Below are 19344 nucleotides of genomic sequence, written 5' to 3'. Positions count from 1 at the left end.
TCACTCAAAGACGTACTTGTCCTTCGTAAACACGAACTGCCGGGCCGGTCATCATCACCGGTTGGCCAGGGCCTGCCCATTCAATGGACAGGCGCCCGCCGGGCAGGTCGATCAACAGCGGCGAATCCATCCACCCCTGGCTGATCGCGGCCACTGCGGCTGCGCAGGCACCGGTACCGCAGGCCTGGGTTTCCCCGACGCCGCGTTCCCAGACGCGCAGTTGCGCGCGGTTGCGGTCGATGACCTGGAGGAAGCCGACGTTCACCCGTGCCGGAAAGCGCGGGTGATGTTCGATCTTCGGTCCCAGTTCATGCACCGGTGCATTGTTGATGTCGCTGACCCGCAGTACCGCATGGGGGTTGCCCATGGACACGGCGGCCAGGTCGACCTCGGTACCGTCGACTTCGATCTGGTAGCTGAGCGCCTGCTCAGGCGCTTCGAACGGGATGTCGGCCGGCACCAGGCGCGGCGCGCCCATGTTCACGCTGATCTGGCCGTCGCTGCGAATATCCAGTTCGATGATGCCGCTCTTGGTCTCGACGCGGATCTGCCGTTTTGCGGTCAGGCGTTTGTCGAGCACAAAGCGGGCGAAACAGCGCGCACCGTTGCCGCACTGTTCCACTTCGGAGCCGTCGGAGTTGAAGATCCGATAGCGGAAGTCCACGTCCGGGTTGCTCGGGGCTTCGACGATCAGCAACTGGTCGAAACCGATGCCGGTGTGCCGGTCGCCCCATTGCTTGGCGTGCTTGGGCAAAATGTGCGCGTGCTGGCTGACCAGGTCGAGGACCATGAAATCGTTGCCCAGGCCGTGCATCTTGGTAAAACGCAGCAGCATGGTCTTACTCCGGCAGCAGGCTTTCGCCAGCGAACAACTCGGCTACCGTTTCACGGCGACGCACTTCAAATGCCTGATCACCGTCCACCAACACTTCAGCGGCGCGGCCGCGAGTGTTGTAGTTGGAACTCATGACAAACCCATAGGCGCCCGCCGAATGTACGGCCAGCAAGTCACCTTCTTCCAATGCCAGCTGACGATCCTTGGCCAGGAAGTCGCCGGTCTCGCAGATCGGCCCGACGATGTCGTAGGCGCGGCCAGCGGTGTCGCGCGGGCGCACTGCGGTGACGTCCATCCAGGCCTGGTACAGCGCCGGGCGGATCAGGTCGTTCATGGCGGCATCGACGATGGCGAAGTCCTTGTGCTCGGTGTGCTTGAGGTACTCGACCTGGGTCAGCAGCACGCCGGCGTTGGCCACGATGAAGCGGCCCGGCTCGAACACCAGCGCCAGGTCGCGGCCGTCCAGACGCTCGCGCACGGCCTTGATGTAGTCGGCAGCCAATGGCGGCTCTTCATCGCGATAACGCACACCCAGGCCACCACCGAGGTCGATGTGACGCAGGTAGATGCCACAATCGCCGAGACGGTCGACCAGGCCCAGCAGGCGATCGAGGGCGTCGATGAACGGCGGCAGGGTGGTCAGCTGGGAGCCGATGTGGCAATCGACGCCGACCACTTCCAGGTTTGGCAGTTGAGCGGCGCGGACATACACGTCCTCGGCGTCGGCGATGGCGATGCCGAATTTGTTTTCCTTCAGCCCGGTGGAGATGTAGGGGTGAGTGCCGGCATCGACGTCCGGATTGACGCGCAGCGAGATCGGCGCGCGAACGCCCAGCTCGGCTGCCACGACTTGCAGCCGTTCCAGCTCGTCGGTGGATTCGACGTTGAAGCAATGCACGCCGACTTCCAGGGCGCGACGCATATCGTCACGGGTCTTGCCGACTCCGGAGAACACGATCTTGTCAGCGCTGCCGCCAGCGGCCAGCACACGTTCCAGCTCACCACGGGAGACGATGTCGAAACCGGCGCCCAGACGCGCCAGGACATTCAGTACACCCAGGTTGGAGTTGGCCTTGACCGCAAAACACACCAGGTGTGGCGTGCCGGCCAGCGCGTCGGCGTAAGCCAGGTACTGGGCTTCGATGTGCGCGCGCGAGTAGACGTAAGTCGGCGTGCCAAAACGCTCGGCGATGGCGGACAGGGCAACACCTTCCGCGAACAGCTCACCGTCACGGTAGTTAAAAGCGTCCATGAGGTTCCCTTATTGGTAGACGTCGTGCTTGTGGGCTTTCGACGCAGGCTGCTGCTGCGACGACTTAGCCTGCTCGACAGGATCCTGGGAATCGTCAGGCAGGTACAGCGGGCCTTTTTGCCCACAGGCCGACAGCAGGCAGGCAACCGCAGCGAGCGCAGCAAGGGAAGAGATCAGGCGCTTCATGGCGAAATCCTTGAAAATGCTTTAATTGCGCCGGAGTATACCGGCCACCCGGCAGCTTGCCTATGCGACGGCCCTCCCGTCCGGCGGGGCTGTGCACGACCCACGGAACGGCGCCGCAATGCCTGTGGGAGCGGGCTTGCTCGCGAAAGCGGTGTGTCAGTCAACAAAGATATTGGATGTGCTGGCCCCTTCGCGGGCAAGCCCGCTCCCACAGGTACAGTGTTTTATCTACCTGTATCGACCCTTGATCGTTATCCTTTGCAATCACCGGGGCTCGCCCGTATCGTGCGGCGCTTGAGCGCGAGTAGACACTTTTTGAGGTTGCCGTAATGAGTTTGACCGAAGCCCGTTTCCACGATCTGGTCGATGCCACCCAGCAAACGCTGGAGGATATCTTTGACGACAGCGACCTGGACATCGATCTGGAGAGTTCGGCTGGCGTGTTGACCGTGAAGTTCGAAAACGGCAGCCAGTTGATCTTCAGCCGTCAGGAGCCGTTGCGTCAGCTGTGGCTGGCAGCGGTGTCCGGTGGGTTCCACTTCGACTACGACGAAGAGAGCGAGCGCTGGATGTGTGACAAGAGCGAAGAGCAGCTCGGCGAGATGCTCGAGCGCATCGTCAAGCAGCAGGCCGGTGCTGAATTCGATTTCGAAGGTTTGTAAAAAGTGGCCGAGCCTGCATCTGTTCGTCCGCCCAAGCCGCTCTACAGCAACGTCAGCGCGGCAGTCCCGTCGCCGTGCAGCGGAGTCTGCCGGCTGGACGAGCAGAAGGTTTGCCAGGGGTGTTTTCGCCACGTCGAAGACATCCGCGAATGGCGCTCGGCCGACGACGATCGCCGCCGGGTCATCTGCGCCCAGGCCTCAAATCGCAAAGCCACCACCAATATCCTGTAGGAGCTGCCGAAGGCTGCGATCTTTTGATCTTGATTTTTAGCGATTCTGAGTTCGCCTAAGAACAAGATCAAAAGATCGCAGCCTGCGGCAGCTCCTACAGGGGCAAAGCCGTCCGCCGCCACTGGCTTGTATATTTATTGAGCTGTGATAGTGTCCGGGTACGCCTCAACCCATCGAGGCTCGTGAAAACCCTGCCTTTTTGTGGCGGGGTTTTGCTTTTTTCGTGCAGAAGAAAGGAGTCTGCCCTGATCATGACCGCACCTTCCATCACCCTTACCCGTCTGGACGTGCAACGTCTGGAGCGCCTGATCGACAGCCTGGATGACACGCTGCCGGGCGTTATCGCGCTGCAAACCGAACTGGATCGCGCCGATACCCTGGTCGGACACGAAGATGTGCCTGCCGACGTCGTGACCATGAATTCAAAAGTGCATTGCCGGGAGGAAAGCAGCGGCAAGGACTACCACCTGACCCTGGTCTACCCCAAGGATGCGAACGCCGACGAAGGCAAGATTTCCATCCTGGCACCTGTCGGCAGCGCGCTGCTGGGCCTCAAAGTGGGTCAGCACATCGACTGGCCGGCACCGGGTGGCAAGACCCTGAAGCTGACCCTGCTGGAAGTTGAATCCCAGCCTGCCAATGGCGGTGATTTCCCGGAGTAAGACTCCTCAGACCTGCTCGAGCGCCTCGTTCAAGGCGCGCTCCAGGTCGGCCTTGTAACCCAGGTACACATTACTTGAGCGCTGATCATCACCGGCCAGGCCCGACAGGTCCAGATCGGTGATGTAGCACCGATAACGTTCGGGTTCCCGGCGTTGCTCGACGATTTCCCGGGCCACCACCCTGAACAGATGATCACCATGCTCCAACTCCGAAAACTCGCGCTGATTACAGTACAGGGTGACCTGCACCCTGTCGGCCCCGGCTTTGCCGACGATGGCCTGCACGTCATAGAACGGTTGGTTCGGCGCAAGCACCGGCGCCGGTCGGCTTTCGACCCGCCGAGCCCGCATCGGGCCTGACGGTAACACCTGGTAATACTGTAGTTCGAGGCTCGAAGGCGACACGCCACTCATGGGCAGCAAGGCTTCGCGTCGAAACCCGATGGACTGAAGGAAACGCTGCAGTGGCACCAGCAGGCTCTGATCGTCGTGATAGGGCAGACGCTGCTGCCACAAGGCGTTGAACTCATCCAATATGTAGATATCTGCCTGGTCTTCATGGACCCGGTAGAACACCTGGATGCAGGCTGGCTGGCCCATTGGCAGGATCAGCGCCAGGTCATGGTCGGCAAGGGCCATGGGGTCCAGGTGCAGCGGGCTGTAGCTCGTCTGTTGCCTGGCAAGGTAGTCAACCAGTTCGGCCAGCGTGGCCAAGGCAACATGTTTGACCTGTCCCGGCACCAGCTCCAGCACGTGGTAGTGCTGCTGGACCTGAAGCAGGTAGCGATGATTGAGGCGGCTCAGCAGCAGGTCATGCGCACTGTCGATGATCTCTTCGACCCGCTGGGCGATGAATTGCGCGCGGTTGTGACAGAAGCAGCGCACGCGCAACCGGGGTTGCTGCGGGCCATCCGGCAAATGGTTGAGGTAGTCGCACAGGCAGTCGAGCAAAGCGTGGGGGCCGTCGAAACGGTTGACCAGCACTTCGTTCCAGCTGTTGAGCGTTACCTGATCCAGGGTCAGCACCAGGTTCTCCCGCACCCCGGCGTAGCTGAGGGAGTCGGTGCGTTCGGTGGTCATCAGGATATTCAGGTCGCGATGATGCTTGAGCGGATCCACTCCCACGTTAATCAGGAGTAACACTTCGCTCGGCACGGCGGCGCGCAGCAGCGGTTCTTCGGCGACGGCGGTCAGGGGCAGGGCGATGCTCTGTTGCAGGCTGCCGAGCAGGTTGAACAGCTCGAACTCGCTGAGGTCGCTGGCGCCCGGGTGCAGCGCCAGGCGCGTGCTGCTGTCTATCACGCCGTTGCGATGGCACCAGGTGAGCAATTCCAGTAAATGGCGGCTGCGCTTGATCGGCGCGAAATGCTCCCACTCGTGCGCCGCCAGGCTGCCGTTGTACAGGCCCCATTGGGATTGCCCCGTTTCCTTCTTGCTCGGTGCGAACACCAGCGTCAACGTGTCTTCGGCCAGGTCCGGAGCAATCCCCGGATTGATGAATTCGACCTTGTTCGACTTGCGCTCGAAGGCTGCATACAGCCGGCGCCCCAGCACATTAAGGTCGCGTTTGTTAATCAGGCTGGCGCTTTGTTCATCACGGGCGAAGCGGGTCAGGAAGCGATAGCTGTAGTTGAGTTCGCTGACCAGGGCGCGGCGTTCAGTGCCGACCTGGCGCACTTTCCACTGGCTGCGGCTGTCGAGCAGGGCCAGGTGCCGGTCGTCCCAGTTCCACTCATGGGCCAGGCGTTCGAGCAGCGAACGTTGCCAGCTGCGGGTGCGATTGTTGCTGGCGGTCAGCTTGCGGTTGATCTTCAGGTACAGCGCGCGACGCACTAGCTCCAGGCGCTCCGATTCCCCTCGGGCCTTGAGGTATTCCTCGATGCGCCGGTAGACCACGACGTAGGGGTCGAGCTCGTCCAGGTCGAGCTGGTTGGCGAACACCGCTTGCTTGAAGCGCAGGCTGAGGCAATTGACCCTGGGATGTTCGCTGGCGTAAACCTCGATCAGTAGCAGTTTGAGCACTGATTTGTATGGCGAATCGATGCCCTTGAATAACTGCCACAGGCCTGCCCCGATGAATTCGCCAGGCGGAATGTACGCCATATGCCCCAGGTCCAGCGTCTCGTCGGCGCGGATGAAGCGCTTGGAGATCAGCGCGTGGGTATACCGTTCGTAGTTCGCCTCTTCGTACACCGGCACCAGCCACCAGATGGGGGTGCGGCCGGCCAGCCAGATGGCGGTGCGATAGAACTCGTCCAGCAACAGGTAGTGCTGGGTGGTGCCGCAGTCTTGCGAGCTGAGCTGGTTATCCCGCTCGCCGCGAACAAAGCGCGCCGCGTCGATCAGGAAAAAGTGCGCCTCGGCCCCCTGGCTCGCTGCCCAGGCTTCCAGCAACTGACACTTCTTGCGCAGCTCGGCGAGTTCGTTCTCGCCCAGATCCGTTGCGTGGCACACCCAGACATCCATATCGCTCTGGTCCGCCTGGGCCAGGGTGCCGAGACTGCCCATCAGGAACAGGCCATGGATGGGGCGTGGCGGGTTGCTGCCGTGGCGCGGCTTGTAGGAAAACGATCGGGTCAGGCGCTGGGCATCGGCGAGGGTGGTTGCGTCCGGCTCGTAATTCGACAGCCCGGCCGGTGTATTGCCCGAGACGTAGCCGGGCAGCAGCGGATGATTGACGTGAAAGAACAGTGGCAGCAGCGTCAGCACCGCCTGCTGACGGCTCGACAGGCCTTCGAGCGCACGGGCGATACGGCCTTCGTTGAGCGTTAAAAAACGTGCGCGCAGCTGGCTGAGAACCTTGCGGTCAATGCCTTCGTCCAGGTCGGGGCGGATTTCATGGTTGCGGGTCATGTCAGCTCAAACCGGCTCGGTAGGCACGGGCGCAGGTGATCTCGGGATAAGCGCAGTTTAGCGCCTCGGCCCCGGGACATTTAAGCTGATTTTGGTTTTCTGACGTCAGATTTTTATCGCGCTGCGACGACGTGCGACAGAGGGTGCCCGCGGAAATCCCGTAACAGGGGTTTCCGTGGGCGATACAGTCACATTCAGGCTGTTTCTTCGACGTTCAGGATGGTCAGTAGCGTTTGGATATTTTGTGCGGCGTCACGTCCGAGGCTGGTCAGATAACCGCCGTCAGGCTGATCGATCAGCTCTTTGTCATACAGGCGTTTGGCAGCGGCAATGGCTTTTGGGGCAGCGGTCTGATGAATTTTCAAACCTTCCTGGGAACTGTCCAGGTTGAAGAGTGCGAGGATTTCCAGTTCGGCAACCAACTCAGGGGTAAGCGACATAAGGACTCCAGACTTTCTAGGAATTGGACGATAGCGCCCCTAAGGTGAGCCGAGTTGTGCGGCATGTCCAGTGCTTGCAGTGGGGTTTTTTTGCTGCGGGAGAGGCAATAGTGATATTGCGGATGCTTTTCTGTAGGAGCGAGCTTGTTCGCGAAGATCGTGAACGAAAACGCGGTTAGCCAGATGCTCAGCGTCGCTCTTGAGTTTTTCGCGAGCGAGCTCGCTCCTACAGTGGATTGAGTTATTTCTTTTCTGGTGGCAGCTCGGGCAGGGCGCGCAGTGCCGTTTCGTACCATTCGGTGTTGAACGCGCGGTCTTCTTCGAGGATTGCGTCGATTTCTACTGCCAGCACGTGGGCCATCAGGTTGAGAATTTCTTCGCGCTCGTAACCCACCAGCGTCAGCTTGTTGAAGGTGGCCTTGGCCGCAGGCGGGTTGTCGCTTTCAATCTGGTTTTCGATCGCTTCGACCAGAGTGTTCTCGGCGAACTCTTCTTCGTCGATCTCGATATCTGTTGGCTCGCTCATGGCAGGCTCCTCAAGTTAAGACGGCCAGTTTACCTGCATTCAGCGCTGTGATGCTGCTGGCAAGAACTGCAGGGGCGTTCTATAACTGGCGCTGCCAACCCTGCACGGCCTGGAGGCTTTGTGATGCTCAAGCTCTACGGATTTTCTGTCAGCAACTATTACAACATGGTCAAACTGGCACTGCTGGAAAAGGGTCTGCCGTTTGAGGAAGTGCCGTTTTATGCCGGCACCAGTGCCGAAGCCCTGGCGATCAGCCCGCGCGGCAAAGTGCCGGTGCTGGGCGTCGAGCAGGGGTTCGTCAATGAAACCGCGGTAATCCTCGAGTACATAGAGCAGAGCCAGGCGGGCAAGCCACTGCTGCCGAGCGATCCGTTCGAGCGGGCCCAGGTGTTGGCGCTGGCCAAGGAAATCGAGTTGTATATCGAATTGCCAGGCCGCGCTTGCTATCCCGAAGCATTTTTCGGCATGCCGGTAGCGGATGCGATCAAGGAAAAGACCAAGGCGGAGTTGCTGCTGGGGTTTGCCTCGCTGGGCAGGCACGCCAAGTTCGCTCCTTACGTAGCGGGTGACAGCCTGAGCGTGGCGGATCTGTATTTCCTGTACAGCGTGCCGCTGGCTTGCGCAGTGGCGAAGAAGCTATTCGACCTGGATTTGCTGGCGGAACTGCCGGCGGCCAGGCTTCTGCTGGAGCGGCTGGAGCAGAATCCGCATGTGCAGCGGATTGCGAAGGACAAGGACGCGGCCATGCCGGCGTTTATGGCGATGGTCGCGTCCAAGCGGTAGGTTTTGTAGCGCTCTGAAGTCAGTCATCGCGGGCAAGCCCGCTCCCACCAGGATCCCTGTTGGCCAACGATCTGTGGTCACCAGAGAAACCTGTGGGAGCTTGCCCGCGATGTTTCTAGCGGCTGGCGAGCAGTGCCTGGCCGCGAACCACAGCCTTTTTCACCTGCGCTGGTGCAGTCCCGCCGATATGGTCACGGGCATTCACCGAGCCTTCAAGGGTCAGCACCGCGAACACGTCCTGGTCGATCTGGTCGCTGAACTTGCGCAGCTCTTCCAGGCTCATTTCCGCCAGGTCCTTGCCACTTTCAACGCCGTATTTCACGGCATGGCCAACAATTTCGTGGCAGTCACGGAATGGCAGGCCACGACGGACCAGGTAGTCGGCCAGGTCAGTCGCAGTGGAAAACCCGCGCAGGGCCGCTTCGCGCATCATGGCGTGCTTGGGTTTGATCGCCGGGATCATGTCGGCGAACGCCCGCAGCGAGTCGCGCAAGGTGTCGGCGGCGTCGAATAGCGGTTCCTTGTCTTCCTGGTTGTCCTTGTTGTAGGCCAGGGGTTGGCCTTTCATCAGGGTCAGCAGGCCCATCAATGCGCCGAATACGCGGCCGGTCTTGCCGCGAACCAGTTCGGGCACGTCCGGGTTCTTCTTTTGCGGCATGATCGAGCTGCCGGTGCAGAAGCGGTCCGGCAGGTCGATGAACTGGAATTGGGCGCTGGTCCAAAGCACCAGTTCTTCGGAGAAACGCGACAGGTGCATCATCGCGATACTGGCGGCCGAACAGAATTCGATGGCGAAGTCACGATCGGAAACGTTGTCCAGCGAATTGCCGCCGACGGCGTCGAAATTCAGCAGCTGGGCGGTGTACTCGCGGTCGATCGGGTAGGTGGTGCCGGCCAGCGCGGCGCTGCCCAAGGGCATGCGGTTGGTGCGCTTGCGGCAGTCGACCAGGCGCTCGTAGTCACGGCTGAGCATTTCGAACCAGGCCAGCATGTGATGCCCGAAAGTCACCGGCTGCGCGGTTTGCAGGTGGGTGAAGCCCGGCATGATGCTGTCGGCTTCGCGCTCGGCCTGCTCCAGCAGCCCTTGTTGCAGGCGGGTGATTTCGGCGAGGATCAGGTCGATCTCGTCACGCAGCCACAAGCGGATGTCGGTTGCGACCTGGTCGTTACGGCTGCGCCCGGTGTGCAGTTTTTTTCCGGTCACGCCGATGCGATCGGTCAGGCGCGCCTCGATGTTCATGTGCACGTCTTCGAGGTCGATGCGCCAGTCGAATTGTCCGGCCTCGATTTCACCCTGGATGGTGTTCAGGCCATCGATGATGCTGTCGCGTTCGGCGTCGGTCAGTACGCCGACCTTGGCCAGCATGGTGGCGTGGGCGATCGAGCCCATGATGTCGTGGCGATACAGGCGCTGGTCGAAGGTGACGGAGGCGGTGAAGCGGGCGACGAAGGCGTCGACGGGTTCACTGAAGCGGCCGCCCCAGGACTGATTGGTCTTGTCAGTGCTCATGAATTCGCTCGTATCGGGTGAAATAAAGTGACGTTGGAAGCTGTGGCGGATAATAACAGGGTTGCCAAGCCTGTCGCTGACACTGGTCGACAGGAATGATTTCAGAGGCTGCCGAGCCGGGGCAGGTCCGACTTTCAATAATTCGCACAACGATATTTTTCGATTGAGCAATATCGCGCCGGCAACCGTCTACAGTTGGACAGAGGGATCAGCGCACTTCCGGGCGCTGCAACTGGCTATAAAAAGAGGGGGTGTGCATATTGTGTATCAGCAAACCCTACGGCGATGCCTCGCCAACGCGGGCCTGGGCCGATAATTGCCCGGATGATGAAAATTTAGCCGTCGTTCCAGCGGCACTTTTTGGCCCTCGCGCTAGTCTTAGCGTGGATCGCGGTGACGGACGTCACTTCACCTGTCTACGCTATCCTTGTGCGAGACTCACGCAGGAATCCAGCGCAATATGAATGTCCTGATCGTTGATGACGAACCCTTGGCCCGCGAGCGCCTGAGCCGAATGGTTGGCGAACTCGAGGGATACAGCGTCCTGGAGCCTAGCGCCACGAACGGCGAAGAGGCGTTGGCACTGATCGACAGCCACAAGCCGGATATCGTGTTGCTCGATATCGGCATGCCAGGCCTTGATGGCCTGCAAGTGGCTGCAAGATTGTGCGAACGCGAAACCCCGCCCGCCGTGGTGTTTTGCACAGGGCCCGATGAATTTGCCGTGGAAGCCTTACAGGCCAGCGCCGTAGGCTATCTGGTGAAACCTGTGCGCACTGAACATTTGCAAGAAGCGTTAAAAAAGGCCGAGCGCCCCAATCGCGTCCAGCTCGCTGCACTCACCCGTCCTGCCGCCGAGACTGGCAGCGGCCCGCGAAGTCATATCAGCGCCCGAACCCGTAAGGGTATCGAGCTGATCCCGCTGGGCCAGGTGGTCTATTTTATCGCCGACCACAAATATGTGACGTTGCGCCACGAAGGCGGCGAAGTGCTGCTCGACGAGCCTCTCAAGGCACTTGAGGATGAGTTCGGCGACCGGTTCGTGCGTATCCATCGCAATGCGCTGGTGGCTCGCGAGCGAATTGAACGCCTGCAACGTACGCCTCTTGGGCATTTCCAGCTGTACCTCAAGGGCTTGAATGGTGATGCGCTGATCGTCAGTCGCCGCCATGTGGCGGGCGTGCGAAAAATGATGCAGCAGCTTTAACTCGCGGTTCACACGCGTTTTGTCCAGCGGCTTGCAGGACATCCGAGGCCAGGGAGGCCACTGCGTTTCTGATACAAGTCAAAGTGGATTTGGCTGAGCTGTTATTATCCGCCGTATCTATTCAGTACGGATTGATCCATGTCCTCTCGCGAAATCCGCATCGCCACCCGCAAAAGTGCTCTCGCCCTGTGGCAGGCCGAATATGTCAAAGCCCGCCTGGAACAGGCCCATCCGGGACTGCTGGTGACACTGGTGCCAATGGTCAGTCGCGGCGACAAGCTGCTCGACTCGCCGCTTTCGAAAATCGGTGGCAAAGGCCTGTTCGTCAAGGAACTGGAAACGGCGCTGCTGGAAAACGAAGCGGACATCGCCGTGCACTCAATGAAAGACGTGCCAATGGACTTCCCCGAAGGCTTGGGGCTGTTCTGCATCTGCGAGCGCGAAGATCCGCGCGACGCGTTCGTCTCCAACACCTACGCCAGCCTGGACGAACTGCCTGAGGGCAGCATCGTCGGTACCTCCAGCCTGCGTCGCCAGGCCCAGTTGCTGACTCGTCGCCCGGATCTGGAAATCCGCTTCCTGCGCGGCAACGTCAACACGCGACTTGCCAAGCTCGATGCCGGTGAATATGACGCGATCATCCTGGCAGCTGCCGGCCTGATTCGACTGGGCTTCGAAGACCGCATCACCTCGGCCATCAGCGTCGACGACAGCCTGCCTGCCGGCGGCCAGGGCGCAGTGGGCATCGAGTGCCGCAGCGTCGATACGCAAATCCACGCCTTGCTGACGCCGTTGCACCATCAGGACACGGCTACCCGTGTCACCGCCGAGCGAGCCCTGAACAAGCATTTGAATGGCGGCTGCCAGGTGCCGATCGCCTGCTACGCCGTGCTTGAAGGCCAGCAGGTCTGGTTGCGCGGCCTGGTGGGTGACCCAAGCGGCGGCCTGTTGCTCAGCGCCGAGGCACGTGCACCACGCAGCGAGGCCGAAGCCCTGGGCGTGCAAGTGGCTGAAGACCTCCTGAGCCAGGGTGCCGATGACATCCTCAAAGCGGTCTATGGCGAGGCAGGTCACGAGTGACTTGCTGGCGCCTGTTGCTGACACGTCCCGCCGATGAGTCGATGGCGCTGGCTGGCGTGTTGATGGACGCGGGCGTTTTCAGCAGCAGCTTGCCGCTTTTGGGCATAGAGCCTCTTCCCGTTTCTGCCAACATGCGCGAGTTGATCCAGAGGCTGGATCGCTTCGATGCGGTGATCGTGGTCAGCAAACCCGCCGCCAGGATCGCCGTCGAGTTGCTCAGCGAGTATTGGCCAGAGCCACCGGCGTTGAAGTGGTTCACCGTCGGCGCGGCTACCGCGCAGATACTCGATAAGCATCGTCTGGACGTCAGCTTTCCCGAGCAGGGCGATGACAGCGAAGCATTGCTTGAGCATGGCGCGTTTCGCCAGGCAATCGCCGGGCCTGCTTCGCGTGTGCTGATCATGCGCGGGGAGGGCGGGCGCGAGTTGCTCGCTGAGCGTTTGCGCGGGCTTGGTGCTAGTGTCGAGTATCTGCAGTTGTACCGTCGCGAATTGCCCCACTACCCGCCGGCAACGCTGCCTGAGCGGATCCGCGCGGAACGCTTGAACGGGCTGGTGGTCAGCAGTGGACAGGGTTTTGAGCACTTGCATCAATTGGCTGGCGATTCCTGGCCGCACTTGGCGCAGTTGCCGTTGTTTGTACCGAGCCCCCGGGTCGCCGAAATGGCACGTGCTGCCGGGGCGCAAATAGTTGTGGATTGTCGTGGCGCCAGTGCCGCGGCCTTGCTGACGGCGTTACGGGAGCATCCCGAACCCGTTCTCTAATGCAAAGGATGGATACGTGAGCGAAACAGCCTTGCCAAAAGATGACGTCCAGCCAGTGCTGCATGCCCCGGTTGAAGATCCGATTGATACCGTGCCTCCTGCCCCCGTGCAGCGCCGTGGCAATGGCCTGGCAATCGTCGCGCTGTTGCTGGGTGCTGCCGGCGTTGCTGTCGGCGGTTGGGGTGTCTGGCAGGTGCGTCACCTGCAGGCCAATAACCAGCAACAGCTGAGCCAGGTGCAGGCCTTGAACGATCAGGCGCAGAGCCTGAAACTCAATGAGCAACGCCTGAGCGCTCGGTTGGAGCAACTGCCCCCTGCCGATGAACTTGAGGCCCGCAGCCGCCTGGTGGCTCAGCTGCAAGGCGATCAGCAGCGCCTGAACCAGCGCCTGGAAACCATCCTCGGTGCCAGCCGCAAGGACTGGCGCCTGGCTGAGGCTGAGCATTTGTTGCGTCTCGCCAGCCTGCGCCTGTCTGCTTTGCAGGACATCAGCAGCGCTCAGGCCCTGGTCCAGGGTGCCGACGAAATCCTGCGCGAACAGAACGATCCGGGCTCCTTCGCTGCCCGCGAGCAAGTGGCCAAGACCCTGGTCGCGCTGCGCAGCACCGAGCAGCCGGACCGCACCGGACTGTTCCTGCGCCTGGGCGCATTGCGCGACCAGGTGATCAACCTCACCGAACTGGCGCCGGAGTACAAGGACCGTGGCGAGTCGTTGCTGGGCCTGACCGCCGATGGCGATGGCGCGAGCCGCTGGGCTCAATGGTGGGACCAGATCTCGCGCTACATCCGCATCGACTTCAACGCCGACAAGAATGTTCGCCCATTGCTGGCAGGCCAGAGCCTCAGCCAGGTGCGCCTGGCGCTTAGCCTGGCCCTGGAGCAAGCCCAGTGGGCTGCGCTGAATGGTCAGGGCCCGGTGTACACACAGGCCCTGGCCGAAGCCCGGGACATACTCAAGGGCAACTTCAACCCGGACAACCCGCAGAGCAAAGTGATGCTTGAGCAGGTGGGTGAGCTGAGCAAGCAGCCGGTGACCGTGGTGACCCCGGACCTCACTGGCGCACTGAGCGCGGTGCAAGGGTACCTGGAGCGACGCAACGTCAACGCCGAGGAATCCGTCAAGCCGATGGCCAAGCCTGCCGCTGACACCCCGCAGGAGGCCACGCCATGAAACGCCTGTATGTGATCGTGTTTCTGGTGATAGCTGCTGCGGCCGCGCTGGGCCTGGCGATTGCCGAGCATTCCGGCTACGTGCTGATCGCCTACAAGAGCTTTCGTTTCGAATCGAGCCTGTGGGCTACCCTCGCGCTGGTGGCCGTTTTGTGGCTGGTGATTTGGGGCATCAAGGCGCTGATCGAACTGTTGATGACGTCCAGTGGCGTGGTCAATCCCTGGTCGCGACGCAATCGCAGTCGCCGCGTGCAGGTCGCGATCGAACATGGCCAGCTGGATCTGGCCGAGGGCCGCTGGGCCAGTGCGCAGCGTCACCTGCATCGAGCTGCTGAAGCCGAGCGCCAACCGCTGCTCTACTATCTCGGCGCTGCCCGCGCGGCCAACGAACAAGGCAAGTACGAAGAGAGCGACAACCTGCTCGAGCGGGCGCTCGAGCGCCAGCCACAGGCCGAGCTGGCCATTGCCTTGAATCATGCGCAACTGCAGACCGATCGAGGCGACACCGAGGGTGCCCTGGCGACGCTTCAAGCCATGCACGAGCGCCATCCGCATAACGTGCAGACGTTGCGCCAGCTGCAACGCCTGCATCAACAACGGGGCGATTGGTCGGCAGTGATCCGGTTGTTGCCGGAATTGCGCAAGGACAAGGTACTGCCACCTGCCGAGCTGGCCGACCTGGAACGCCGTGCCTGGGGTGAGAACCTGTCCCTGGCGGCGCAGCGGGAAGAGGACGGCACCGTCGGCCTGCAGTCGCTCAACAGCGCCTGGCAGAAGCTGACATCGGCCCAGCGCCAGGAGCCGCAACTGGTGCTGGCCTATGCCGAGCAGCTGCGCCAACTGGGTGCCCAGGTGGAAGCGGAAGAGGTGCTGCGCACAGCGCTCAAGCGTGATTACAACAGCCACCTGGCGCGCCTGTACGGGCTGGTGCGCGGCAGCGACCCGGTGCGGCAGCTGCAAACTGCCGAGGGCTGGCTCAAGGATCATCCGGCCGATCCGAGCCTGCTCCTGACACTGGGCCGCCTGTGCCTGCAAAGCAGTTTATGGGGCAAGGCGCGAGACTACCTGGAGAGCAGCCTGCGAGTGCAGCGTAACCCGGAAGCCTGTGCAGAACTGGCGCGGTTGCTGGCGCAATTGGGTGATACCGAACGCAGCAATCAGCTGTTCCAGGAAGGGTTGGGCCTGCTGGATGAACGCTTGCTGGCGGCACCGTTACCCATACCGATTCACGCTTGAGTTCGAGGTAGGGAGCTCGAGATGAGGGGGCTCGCTCCCTCGTCAAAAAGCACCCTGCTGCTGTCAGAATATTCCCCTCAAAGCGCCGAGTCGGCTTATTCCTACAGACGGTTACGTCAGATCCTAGCGCATCTGTCGTGGTTTCCCACTCTCGCTGTGGAACTCTCCCTGCTGTAGTACCTTGAAAGATCTGCGCGCTTTCCTCTAACGTAATTGCCTGTCTCTTACTGTTACGGAAATGCCATGTCTTTGGCCCGCACACGCTCCTTGTTCTTCATGGTTTTCGTCGCAGGTGCCCTGGCATTAGGTATTTCCTATTACCTGCAATACGCCGTCGGCCTCAGGCTGTGCGGCCTGTGCATCCTGCAGCGCGGCTGCCTGTGGTTGCTCACGGGGGTGTGCTTGTCTGCTTGCGTGCATGGCCCTGGCCGTGCGGGTACGCTGGTGTATGGGTTGCCGGTGTTGATCTGCAGTGTGGCCGGAACGGTAACGGCATGGCGTCAAGTTGTGCTGCAGAGCGATCCGCTGCATCACCTGTCCGACTGCTCGGCGAGCCTGGCTGATGCTTTTGCCAATACATCCTGGTCAGGCGCACTGAAGCAGATGTTCGAAGGTACTTTCGATTGTGCCGAGATTTCATGGACGCTGTTCGATCTGAGCATCCCGGAGTGGAGCCTGCTGTTCTTCTTTGCGGTGACAATTGTGGTTGTTTTTCAACCGCTCGGGCTTCTGTGGCGCACCTTTCGGCGACCACTCAGCGGCGAGTCGTCGCAGGGCAGTCTGGCGCGCGATTAAACACTTGTATGAACTTTATCTCCTGCGTACCTTGAAGCCACAGTCGAGCGGGCATAATCTGGCCCGCACGTGTCATTGGAATTATGTTGCTCGAATGACGCTCTGCCTGACCGATCCTTGACCTTCAAGTGCGTGACAGGTGTAGGGCAGCATGACCCACAAGGGAAGAGAGATCACCATGCTCGAAAGTTGTCAGAATGCTCAAGAACGATGGGGTGGAGTGCATCTGCTGATCGATCGCTGGTTGCAGGAGCGTCACGAACTGGTGCGGGCTTATGACGATCTCGGCGAAAAGCCCGAGGCGCTGAGCGAGAACCGCAACCCTTTGCAGGAATTCTGCGGTGTGCTGGTCGATTACGTCTCAGCCGGGCATTTCGAGATCTACGAACAACTGACAGGGGAGGCCAAGGCCTTCAATGACAAGCGTGGGCTGGAACTGGCCGAGACGATTTACCCCCGAATCGACGTCATCACTGAAAAGCTGCTCGCGTTCAACGACCTGTGCGATGCAGGTCAGTGCGTGGCGGAGAAGTTCAAGGAGCTCGGTGGCTTGTTGCACGAGCGCTTCGAACTGGAAGACTGCCTGATCGAAGTGTTGCATACCGCGCACAAGGAAGAAGATTCGGTTCAGGCCTGAATTTCTTTGTGCAGGACCTGAAAAACGGTGCGCTTGGCGCGCCGTTTTTTGTGCCTGGAATTCAGCCTTTCGCGCCGCGTAATTCCACCTCGAATACCAGGGGCGTGAAGGGCGCAATCAGGTCCCCGGCACCTTCGGCGCCATAGGCTTGCGCCGATGGAATCACCAGTCGCCATTTCGCGCCCACCGGCATGTTCTGCAGCGCCGTCCGCCAGCCCGAGATCACGCTATCCAGGCTGAACCATTGCGGCTGACTGTTTTGATCGAACACCGTGCCGTCGGGGAGGCGTCCGATGTATAGCACCTGTACCTTGCCATTCGGACCGGCCGTTGCTCCGGCACCTGGCGTCAGTTCCGTCAGCAGGATGCCGTCCTCGATTTCCCGAGCGCCAGGTCGGGCCTTTTCCGCGGTGAGAAAACGCTGTTCTTTTTCGAGGGCAATTTCGCTTTGCCCCAATGTCGGTTGCTCGGCAATTTGCGCTTCATGTTCGGCCAGGATCTGCTCGATCTGTTCGTCTTTCAGTGCCAGGGGCTTGCCCTGATAAGCCTGCTGCAAACCGTCGAGCAGTGCCTGCACTTGAAGGTCAGGTACCTCTTGGCGCAGCCGTTCGCCGAGGCTCGCCCCCAGGCTGTAGGCGAGATTGTGAGCGTCGGCTTCGGTGGTTTTTTCCGCAGCCTGAGCTACTGAAAAAAACACGCACAACGATAAAAAAAGATAACGCGACATGGGCACTCTCCGGCCTGAGATGCGGCCGATTATGCCAGTGCGAATGCAATGAACGGTGAACTGCTTTCTGGCGGGAGCAGAAGTTTTGCTGTCAGGTGCAACGCAACGCTTTCGATACTGTCAACATGCCCTAGCGGCGGTGTCTGCAGAGGTCTAGTATGAGCCGCACCCACGTCAGCCAGGAGGTAAACCATGTCGGCCACCAAGAAGCCTGTAAATACTCCGTTGCACTTACTCCAACAATTGTCGGGCAGCTTGCTCGAGCATTTGGAAACCGCTTGTTCGCAAGCCTTGGCTGATGCTGAAAAACTGCTCGCCAAACTGGAAAAACAGCGCGGAAAAGCGCAGGAAAAATTGCACAAATCCCGTACCAAATTGCAGGACGCTGCGGCGGCCGGCAAGGCTAAGGCGCAAGCCAAGGCCAAGGATGGAGTCAAGGAACTTGAAGACCTGCTCGATGCCCTCAAGGATCGTCAATCCGAGACCCGCAACTACATCCTGCAACTTAAGCGTGACGCTCAGGAAAGCCTGAAACTGGCCCAGGGTGTCGGTCGTGTTCAAGAGGCTGTCGGCAAGGCGTTGTCCCTGCGTTCGGCCAAGCCTGCTGCAGCACCTGCCAAGAAAGCCGCAAGCAAATCGACAGCTGCAAAAGCACCCGCCAAGGCTGCTGCCAAACCAGCCGCGAAAGCACCGGTGAGAGTGGCTGCTAAAAAGCCAGTGGCTGCCAGTGCTGCCAAGCCGGCTGCGACCAAACCTGCTGCCAAAACTGCTGCGGCAAAACCGGTAGCCAAGCCGGCGGCGAAAACTGCTGCAGCAAAACCAGCTGCGGCCAAAACCGCTGCTGCAAAAGCGCCTGCCAAACCTGCCGCGAAAACTGCCGCCGCCAAACCTGCTGCAGCAAAAAGCGCAGCAGCCAAACCTGCTGCTAGAACTGCAGCCGCGAAGCCTGCTGCCAAACCTGCTACAGCTAAACCGGCCGCGGCAAAACCTGCTGCCAAGCCGGCCGCCAAACCTGCTGCAAAAGCGGCGACCAAGCCTGCTGCTAGAACGGCTGCTGCGAAACCTGCTGCCGCTGCCAAGCCAGCCACCGCTGCAAAACCCGCTGCTGCCAAGCCAGCTGCCAAACCTGCAGCCAAACCAGCGGTGAAAAAACCCGCTGCTGCGAAGCCGACTCCGACCGCTGCTGCCAAGCCGGCAGCGCCTGCTTCATCGTCGAACTCGGCTTCGCCAACTACCAGCAGCACTTCGACCCCTGCAGCGGCGCCAACGCCAGCTGCATCGTCGAACACAGGCACTACCCCAACCAGCGCTTCCTAAGTGCCGGTCACCGCGACGCGCAGCTGATGCAGCGCGTCGCGGCCAACGTTGGTGGTGTCCGCCGCGACACCTTCCAGCCAGGCCGTTGTTCCGGCCTTGTCATTCTGCGGCCACTGCTGCGCGGTTTTTTCCAGTCGCGACAAAAGAATCCGCTCGCCTTCAAGTTCCAGCGCCTTGACTTTTTCACGCAAGATATTGAGGTCTGTATCGTCAGCTGCGGCGGCTTTCCATTGGCCGCGTAATGCACGCAGGGGCTGAATCACGCCCGCATCCCAGCCTTCGACTACTTCCCGCAGTTGCAGCAATCGCAGTTCGTTAAAGACTACCCCTCGGTGTTCCAGCCACAATCCGCACAGCAGCAGGCACACGTTCGTGCCCGCCGATTGCAGTTGCAGGCACGCCCGCTCAGCGCCGGGCCGCGCGTAAGCGTCAAGGGAAAAGCTCCACAGGTCAGAGGACATAGTGCTACTC

Annotated in this window: 21 protein-coding genes; 12 read left to right on the top strand and 9 right to left on the bottom strand. The window is 60.7% G+C overall.

What is annotated here, in order from left to right; genetic code table 11:
• Window positions 1–4: 4 nt before the first annotated feature.
• Genes dapF through lptM form a run of 3 tightly spaced genes read right to left on the bottom strand, consistent with a single transcriptional unit; the run spans window position 5 to window position 2273 of the window.
• On the bottom strand, window positions 5–835 hold the full coding sequence (gene dapF / locus AAEZ09_RS11435) for a diaminopimelate epimerase (protein ID WP_045059693.1): 831 nt from the start codon (window positions 833–835) through the stop codon (window positions 5–7).
• Window positions 836–839: 4 nt separating this feature from the next.
• Entirely contained in the window at window positions 840–2087 is a 1248-nt protein-coding gene (gene lysA, locus AAEZ09_RS11430) for a diaminopimelate decarboxylase (protein ID WP_122841017.1), read from the bottom strand.
• A 9-nt stretch (window positions 2088–2096) separates the two neighbouring features.
• Window positions 2097–2273 (bottom strand): LPS translocon maturation chaperone LptM, encoded by a 177-nt coding sequence (gene lptM, locus AAEZ09_RS11425; protein WP_045059691.1) that lies wholly within the window; start codon window positions 2271–2273, stop codon window positions 2097–2099.
• Window positions 2274–2602: 329 nt separating this feature from the next.
• Here lptM and cyaY point away from each other — a divergent pair, with 329 nt between their 5' ends.
• The 3 genes from cyaY (at window position 2603) to rnk (ending at window position 3828) form a co-directional block, all read left to right on the top strand.
• On the top strand, window positions 2603–2935 hold the full coding sequence (gene cyaY / locus AAEZ09_RS11420; RefSeq protein WP_045059690.1) for an iron donor protein CyaY: 333 nt from the start codon (window positions 2603–2605) through the stop codon (window positions 2933–2935).
• 3 nt (window positions 2936–2938) lie between these two features.
• On the top strand, window positions 2939–3166 hold the full coding sequence (locus tag AAEZ09_RS11415) for a DUF1289 domain-containing protein (RefSeq protein ID WP_350599537.1): 228 nt from the start codon (window positions 2939–2941) through the stop codon (window positions 3164–3166).
• Between the two features lie 251 nt (window positions 3167–3417).
• Window positions 3418–3828 carry a nucleoside diphosphate kinase regulator gene (rnk, locus tag AAEZ09_RS11410; RefSeq protein ID WP_045059688.1) on the top strand — a complete coding sequence of 137 codons (411 nt, stop codon included), beginning with the start codon at window positions 3418–3420 and terminating at the stop codon, window positions 3826–3828.
• Between the two features lie 6 nt (window positions 3829–3834).
• Here the strand turns inward: rnk and AAEZ09_RS11405 are convergent, their stop codons facing one another.
• The 3 genes from AAEZ09_RS11405 to AAEZ09_RS11395 form a co-directional block, all read right to left on the bottom strand.
• A complete protein-coding gene (locus tag AAEZ09_RS11405; RefSeq protein WP_350599535.1) occupies window positions 3835–6681 on the bottom strand; it encodes a class I adenylate cyclase in 2847 nt (948 codons plus the stop codon).
• 194 nt (window positions 6682–6875) lie between these two features.
• Window positions 6876–7121, bottom strand: coding sequence for a TIGR02647 family protein (locus AAEZ09_RS11400; RefSeq protein ID WP_045059686.1), 246 nt, complete (start codon window positions 7119–7121; stop codon window positions 6876–6878).
• 241 nt (window positions 7122–7362) lie between these two features.
• The gene (locus tag AAEZ09_RS11395) at window positions 7363–7647 is read right to left on the bottom strand and encodes a hypothetical protein (RefSeq protein WP_045059685.1); all 285 of its coding nucleotides are present in this window, start codon (window positions 7645–7647) and stop codon (window positions 7363–7365) included.
• Between the two features lie 123 nt (window positions 7648–7770).
• On the opposite strand from AAEZ09_RS11395, the gene AAEZ09_RS11390 reads away from it, so the two are divergent.
• Window positions 7771–8430, top strand: a complete 660-nt coding sequence (locus AAEZ09_RS11390) for a glutathione S-transferase family protein (protein ID WP_205891715.1) — start codon at window positions 7771–7773, stop codon at window positions 8428–8430.
• Window positions 8431–8545: 115 nt separating this feature from the next.
• On the opposite strand, the gene argH is transcribed toward AAEZ09_RS11390, so the two are convergent.
• On the bottom strand, window positions 8546–9940 hold the full coding sequence (gene argH / locus AAEZ09_RS11385) for an argininosuccinate lyase (protein WP_045059683.1): 1395 nt from the start codon (window positions 9938–9940) through the stop codon (window positions 8546–8548).
• Between the two features lie 460 nt (window positions 9941–10400).
• Here argH and AAEZ09_RS11380 point away from each other — a divergent pair, with 460 nt between their 5' ends.
• From AAEZ09_RS11380 to AAEZ09_RS11350, 7 genes are all read left to right on the top strand, one after another.
• On the top strand, window positions 10401–11147 hold the full coding sequence (locus tag AAEZ09_RS11380; RefSeq protein WP_045059682.1) for a LytR/AlgR family response regulator transcription factor: 747 nt from the start codon (window positions 10401–10403) through the stop codon (window positions 11145–11147).
• Between the two features lie 138 nt (window positions 11148–11285).
• A complete protein-coding gene (gene hemC / locus AAEZ09_RS11375) occupies window positions 11286–12227 on the top strand; it encodes a hydroxymethylbilane synthase (RefSeq protein WP_045059681.1) in 942 nt (313 codons plus the stop codon).
• On the top strand, window positions 12224–12991 hold the full coding sequence (locus AAEZ09_RS11370) for a uroporphyrinogen-III synthase (protein WP_350599533.1): 768 nt from the start codon (window positions 12224–12226) through the stop codon (window positions 12989–12991). The genes hemC and AAEZ09_RS11370 overlap by 4 nt, the downstream gene beginning before the upstream one ends.
• Window positions 12992–13007: 16 nt before the next feature.
• Window positions 13008–14162: a uroporphyrinogen-III C-methyltransferase gene (locus AAEZ09_RS11365; RefSeq protein WP_350599532.1), complete on the top strand. Its 1155-nt coding sequence runs from the start codon at window positions 13008–13010 to the stop codon at window positions 14160–14162.
• On the top strand, window positions 14159–15397 hold the full coding sequence (locus AAEZ09_RS11360; RefSeq protein ID WP_350599530.1) for a heme biosynthesis protein HemY: 1239 nt from the start codon (window positions 14159–14161) through the stop codon (window positions 15395–15397). The genes AAEZ09_RS11365 and AAEZ09_RS11360 overlap by 4 nt, the downstream gene beginning before the upstream one ends.
• Before the next feature lie 243 nt (window positions 15398–15640).
• The gene (locus AAEZ09_RS11355) at window positions 15641–16192 is read left to right on the top strand and encodes a disulfide bond formation protein B (protein ID WP_350599529.1); all 552 of its coding nucleotides are present in this window, start codon (window positions 15641–15643) and stop codon (window positions 16190–16192) included.
• Window positions 16193–16370: 178 nt separating this feature from the next.
• On the top strand, window positions 16371–16829 hold the full coding sequence (locus AAEZ09_RS11350) for an Rsd/AlgQ family anti-sigma factor (protein WP_045059676.1): 459 nt from the start codon (window positions 16371–16373) through the stop codon (window positions 16827–16829).
• 61 nt (window positions 16830–16890) lie between these two features.
• Here the strand turns inward: AAEZ09_RS11350 and AAEZ09_RS11345 are convergent, their stop codons facing one another.
• The gene (locus tag AAEZ09_RS11345) at window positions 16891–17556 is read right to left on the bottom strand and encodes an FKBP-type peptidyl-prolyl cis-trans isomerase (protein ID WP_350599528.1); all 666 of its coding nucleotides are present in this window, start codon (window positions 17554–17556) and stop codon (window positions 16891–16893) included.
• Between the two features lie 192 nt (window positions 17557–17748).
• Between AAEZ09_RS11345 and AAEZ09_RS11340 the strand changes: the two genes are divergently transcribed.
• Window positions 17749–18873, top strand: coding sequence for an AlgP family protein (locus AAEZ09_RS11340; protein ID WP_350599527.1), 1125 nt, complete (start codon window positions 17749–17751; stop codon window positions 18871–18873).
• On the opposite strand, the gene AAEZ09_RS11335 is transcribed toward AAEZ09_RS11340, so the two are convergent.
• Window positions 18870–19334 carry a TIGR02444 family protein gene (locus tag AAEZ09_RS11335; protein WP_205891710.1) on the bottom strand — a complete coding sequence of 155 codons (465 nt, stop codon included), beginning with the start codon at window positions 19332–19334 and terminating at the stop codon, window positions 18870–18872. The two genes, AAEZ09_RS11340 and AAEZ09_RS11335, sit on opposite strands and share 4 nt — an antisense overlap.
• Window positions 19335–19344: the final 10 nt, after the last annotated feature.

Source organism: Pseudomonas sp. 65/3-MNA-CIBAN-0223 (genome assembly GCF_040310425.1).
GTDB classification, from domain to species: Bacteria; Pseudomonadota; Gammaproteobacteria; order Pseudomonadales; family Pseudomonadaceae; genus Aquipseudomonas; species Aquipseudomonas gregormendelii.
This window is presented reverse-complemented; position numbering and strand designations above follow the sequence as displayed.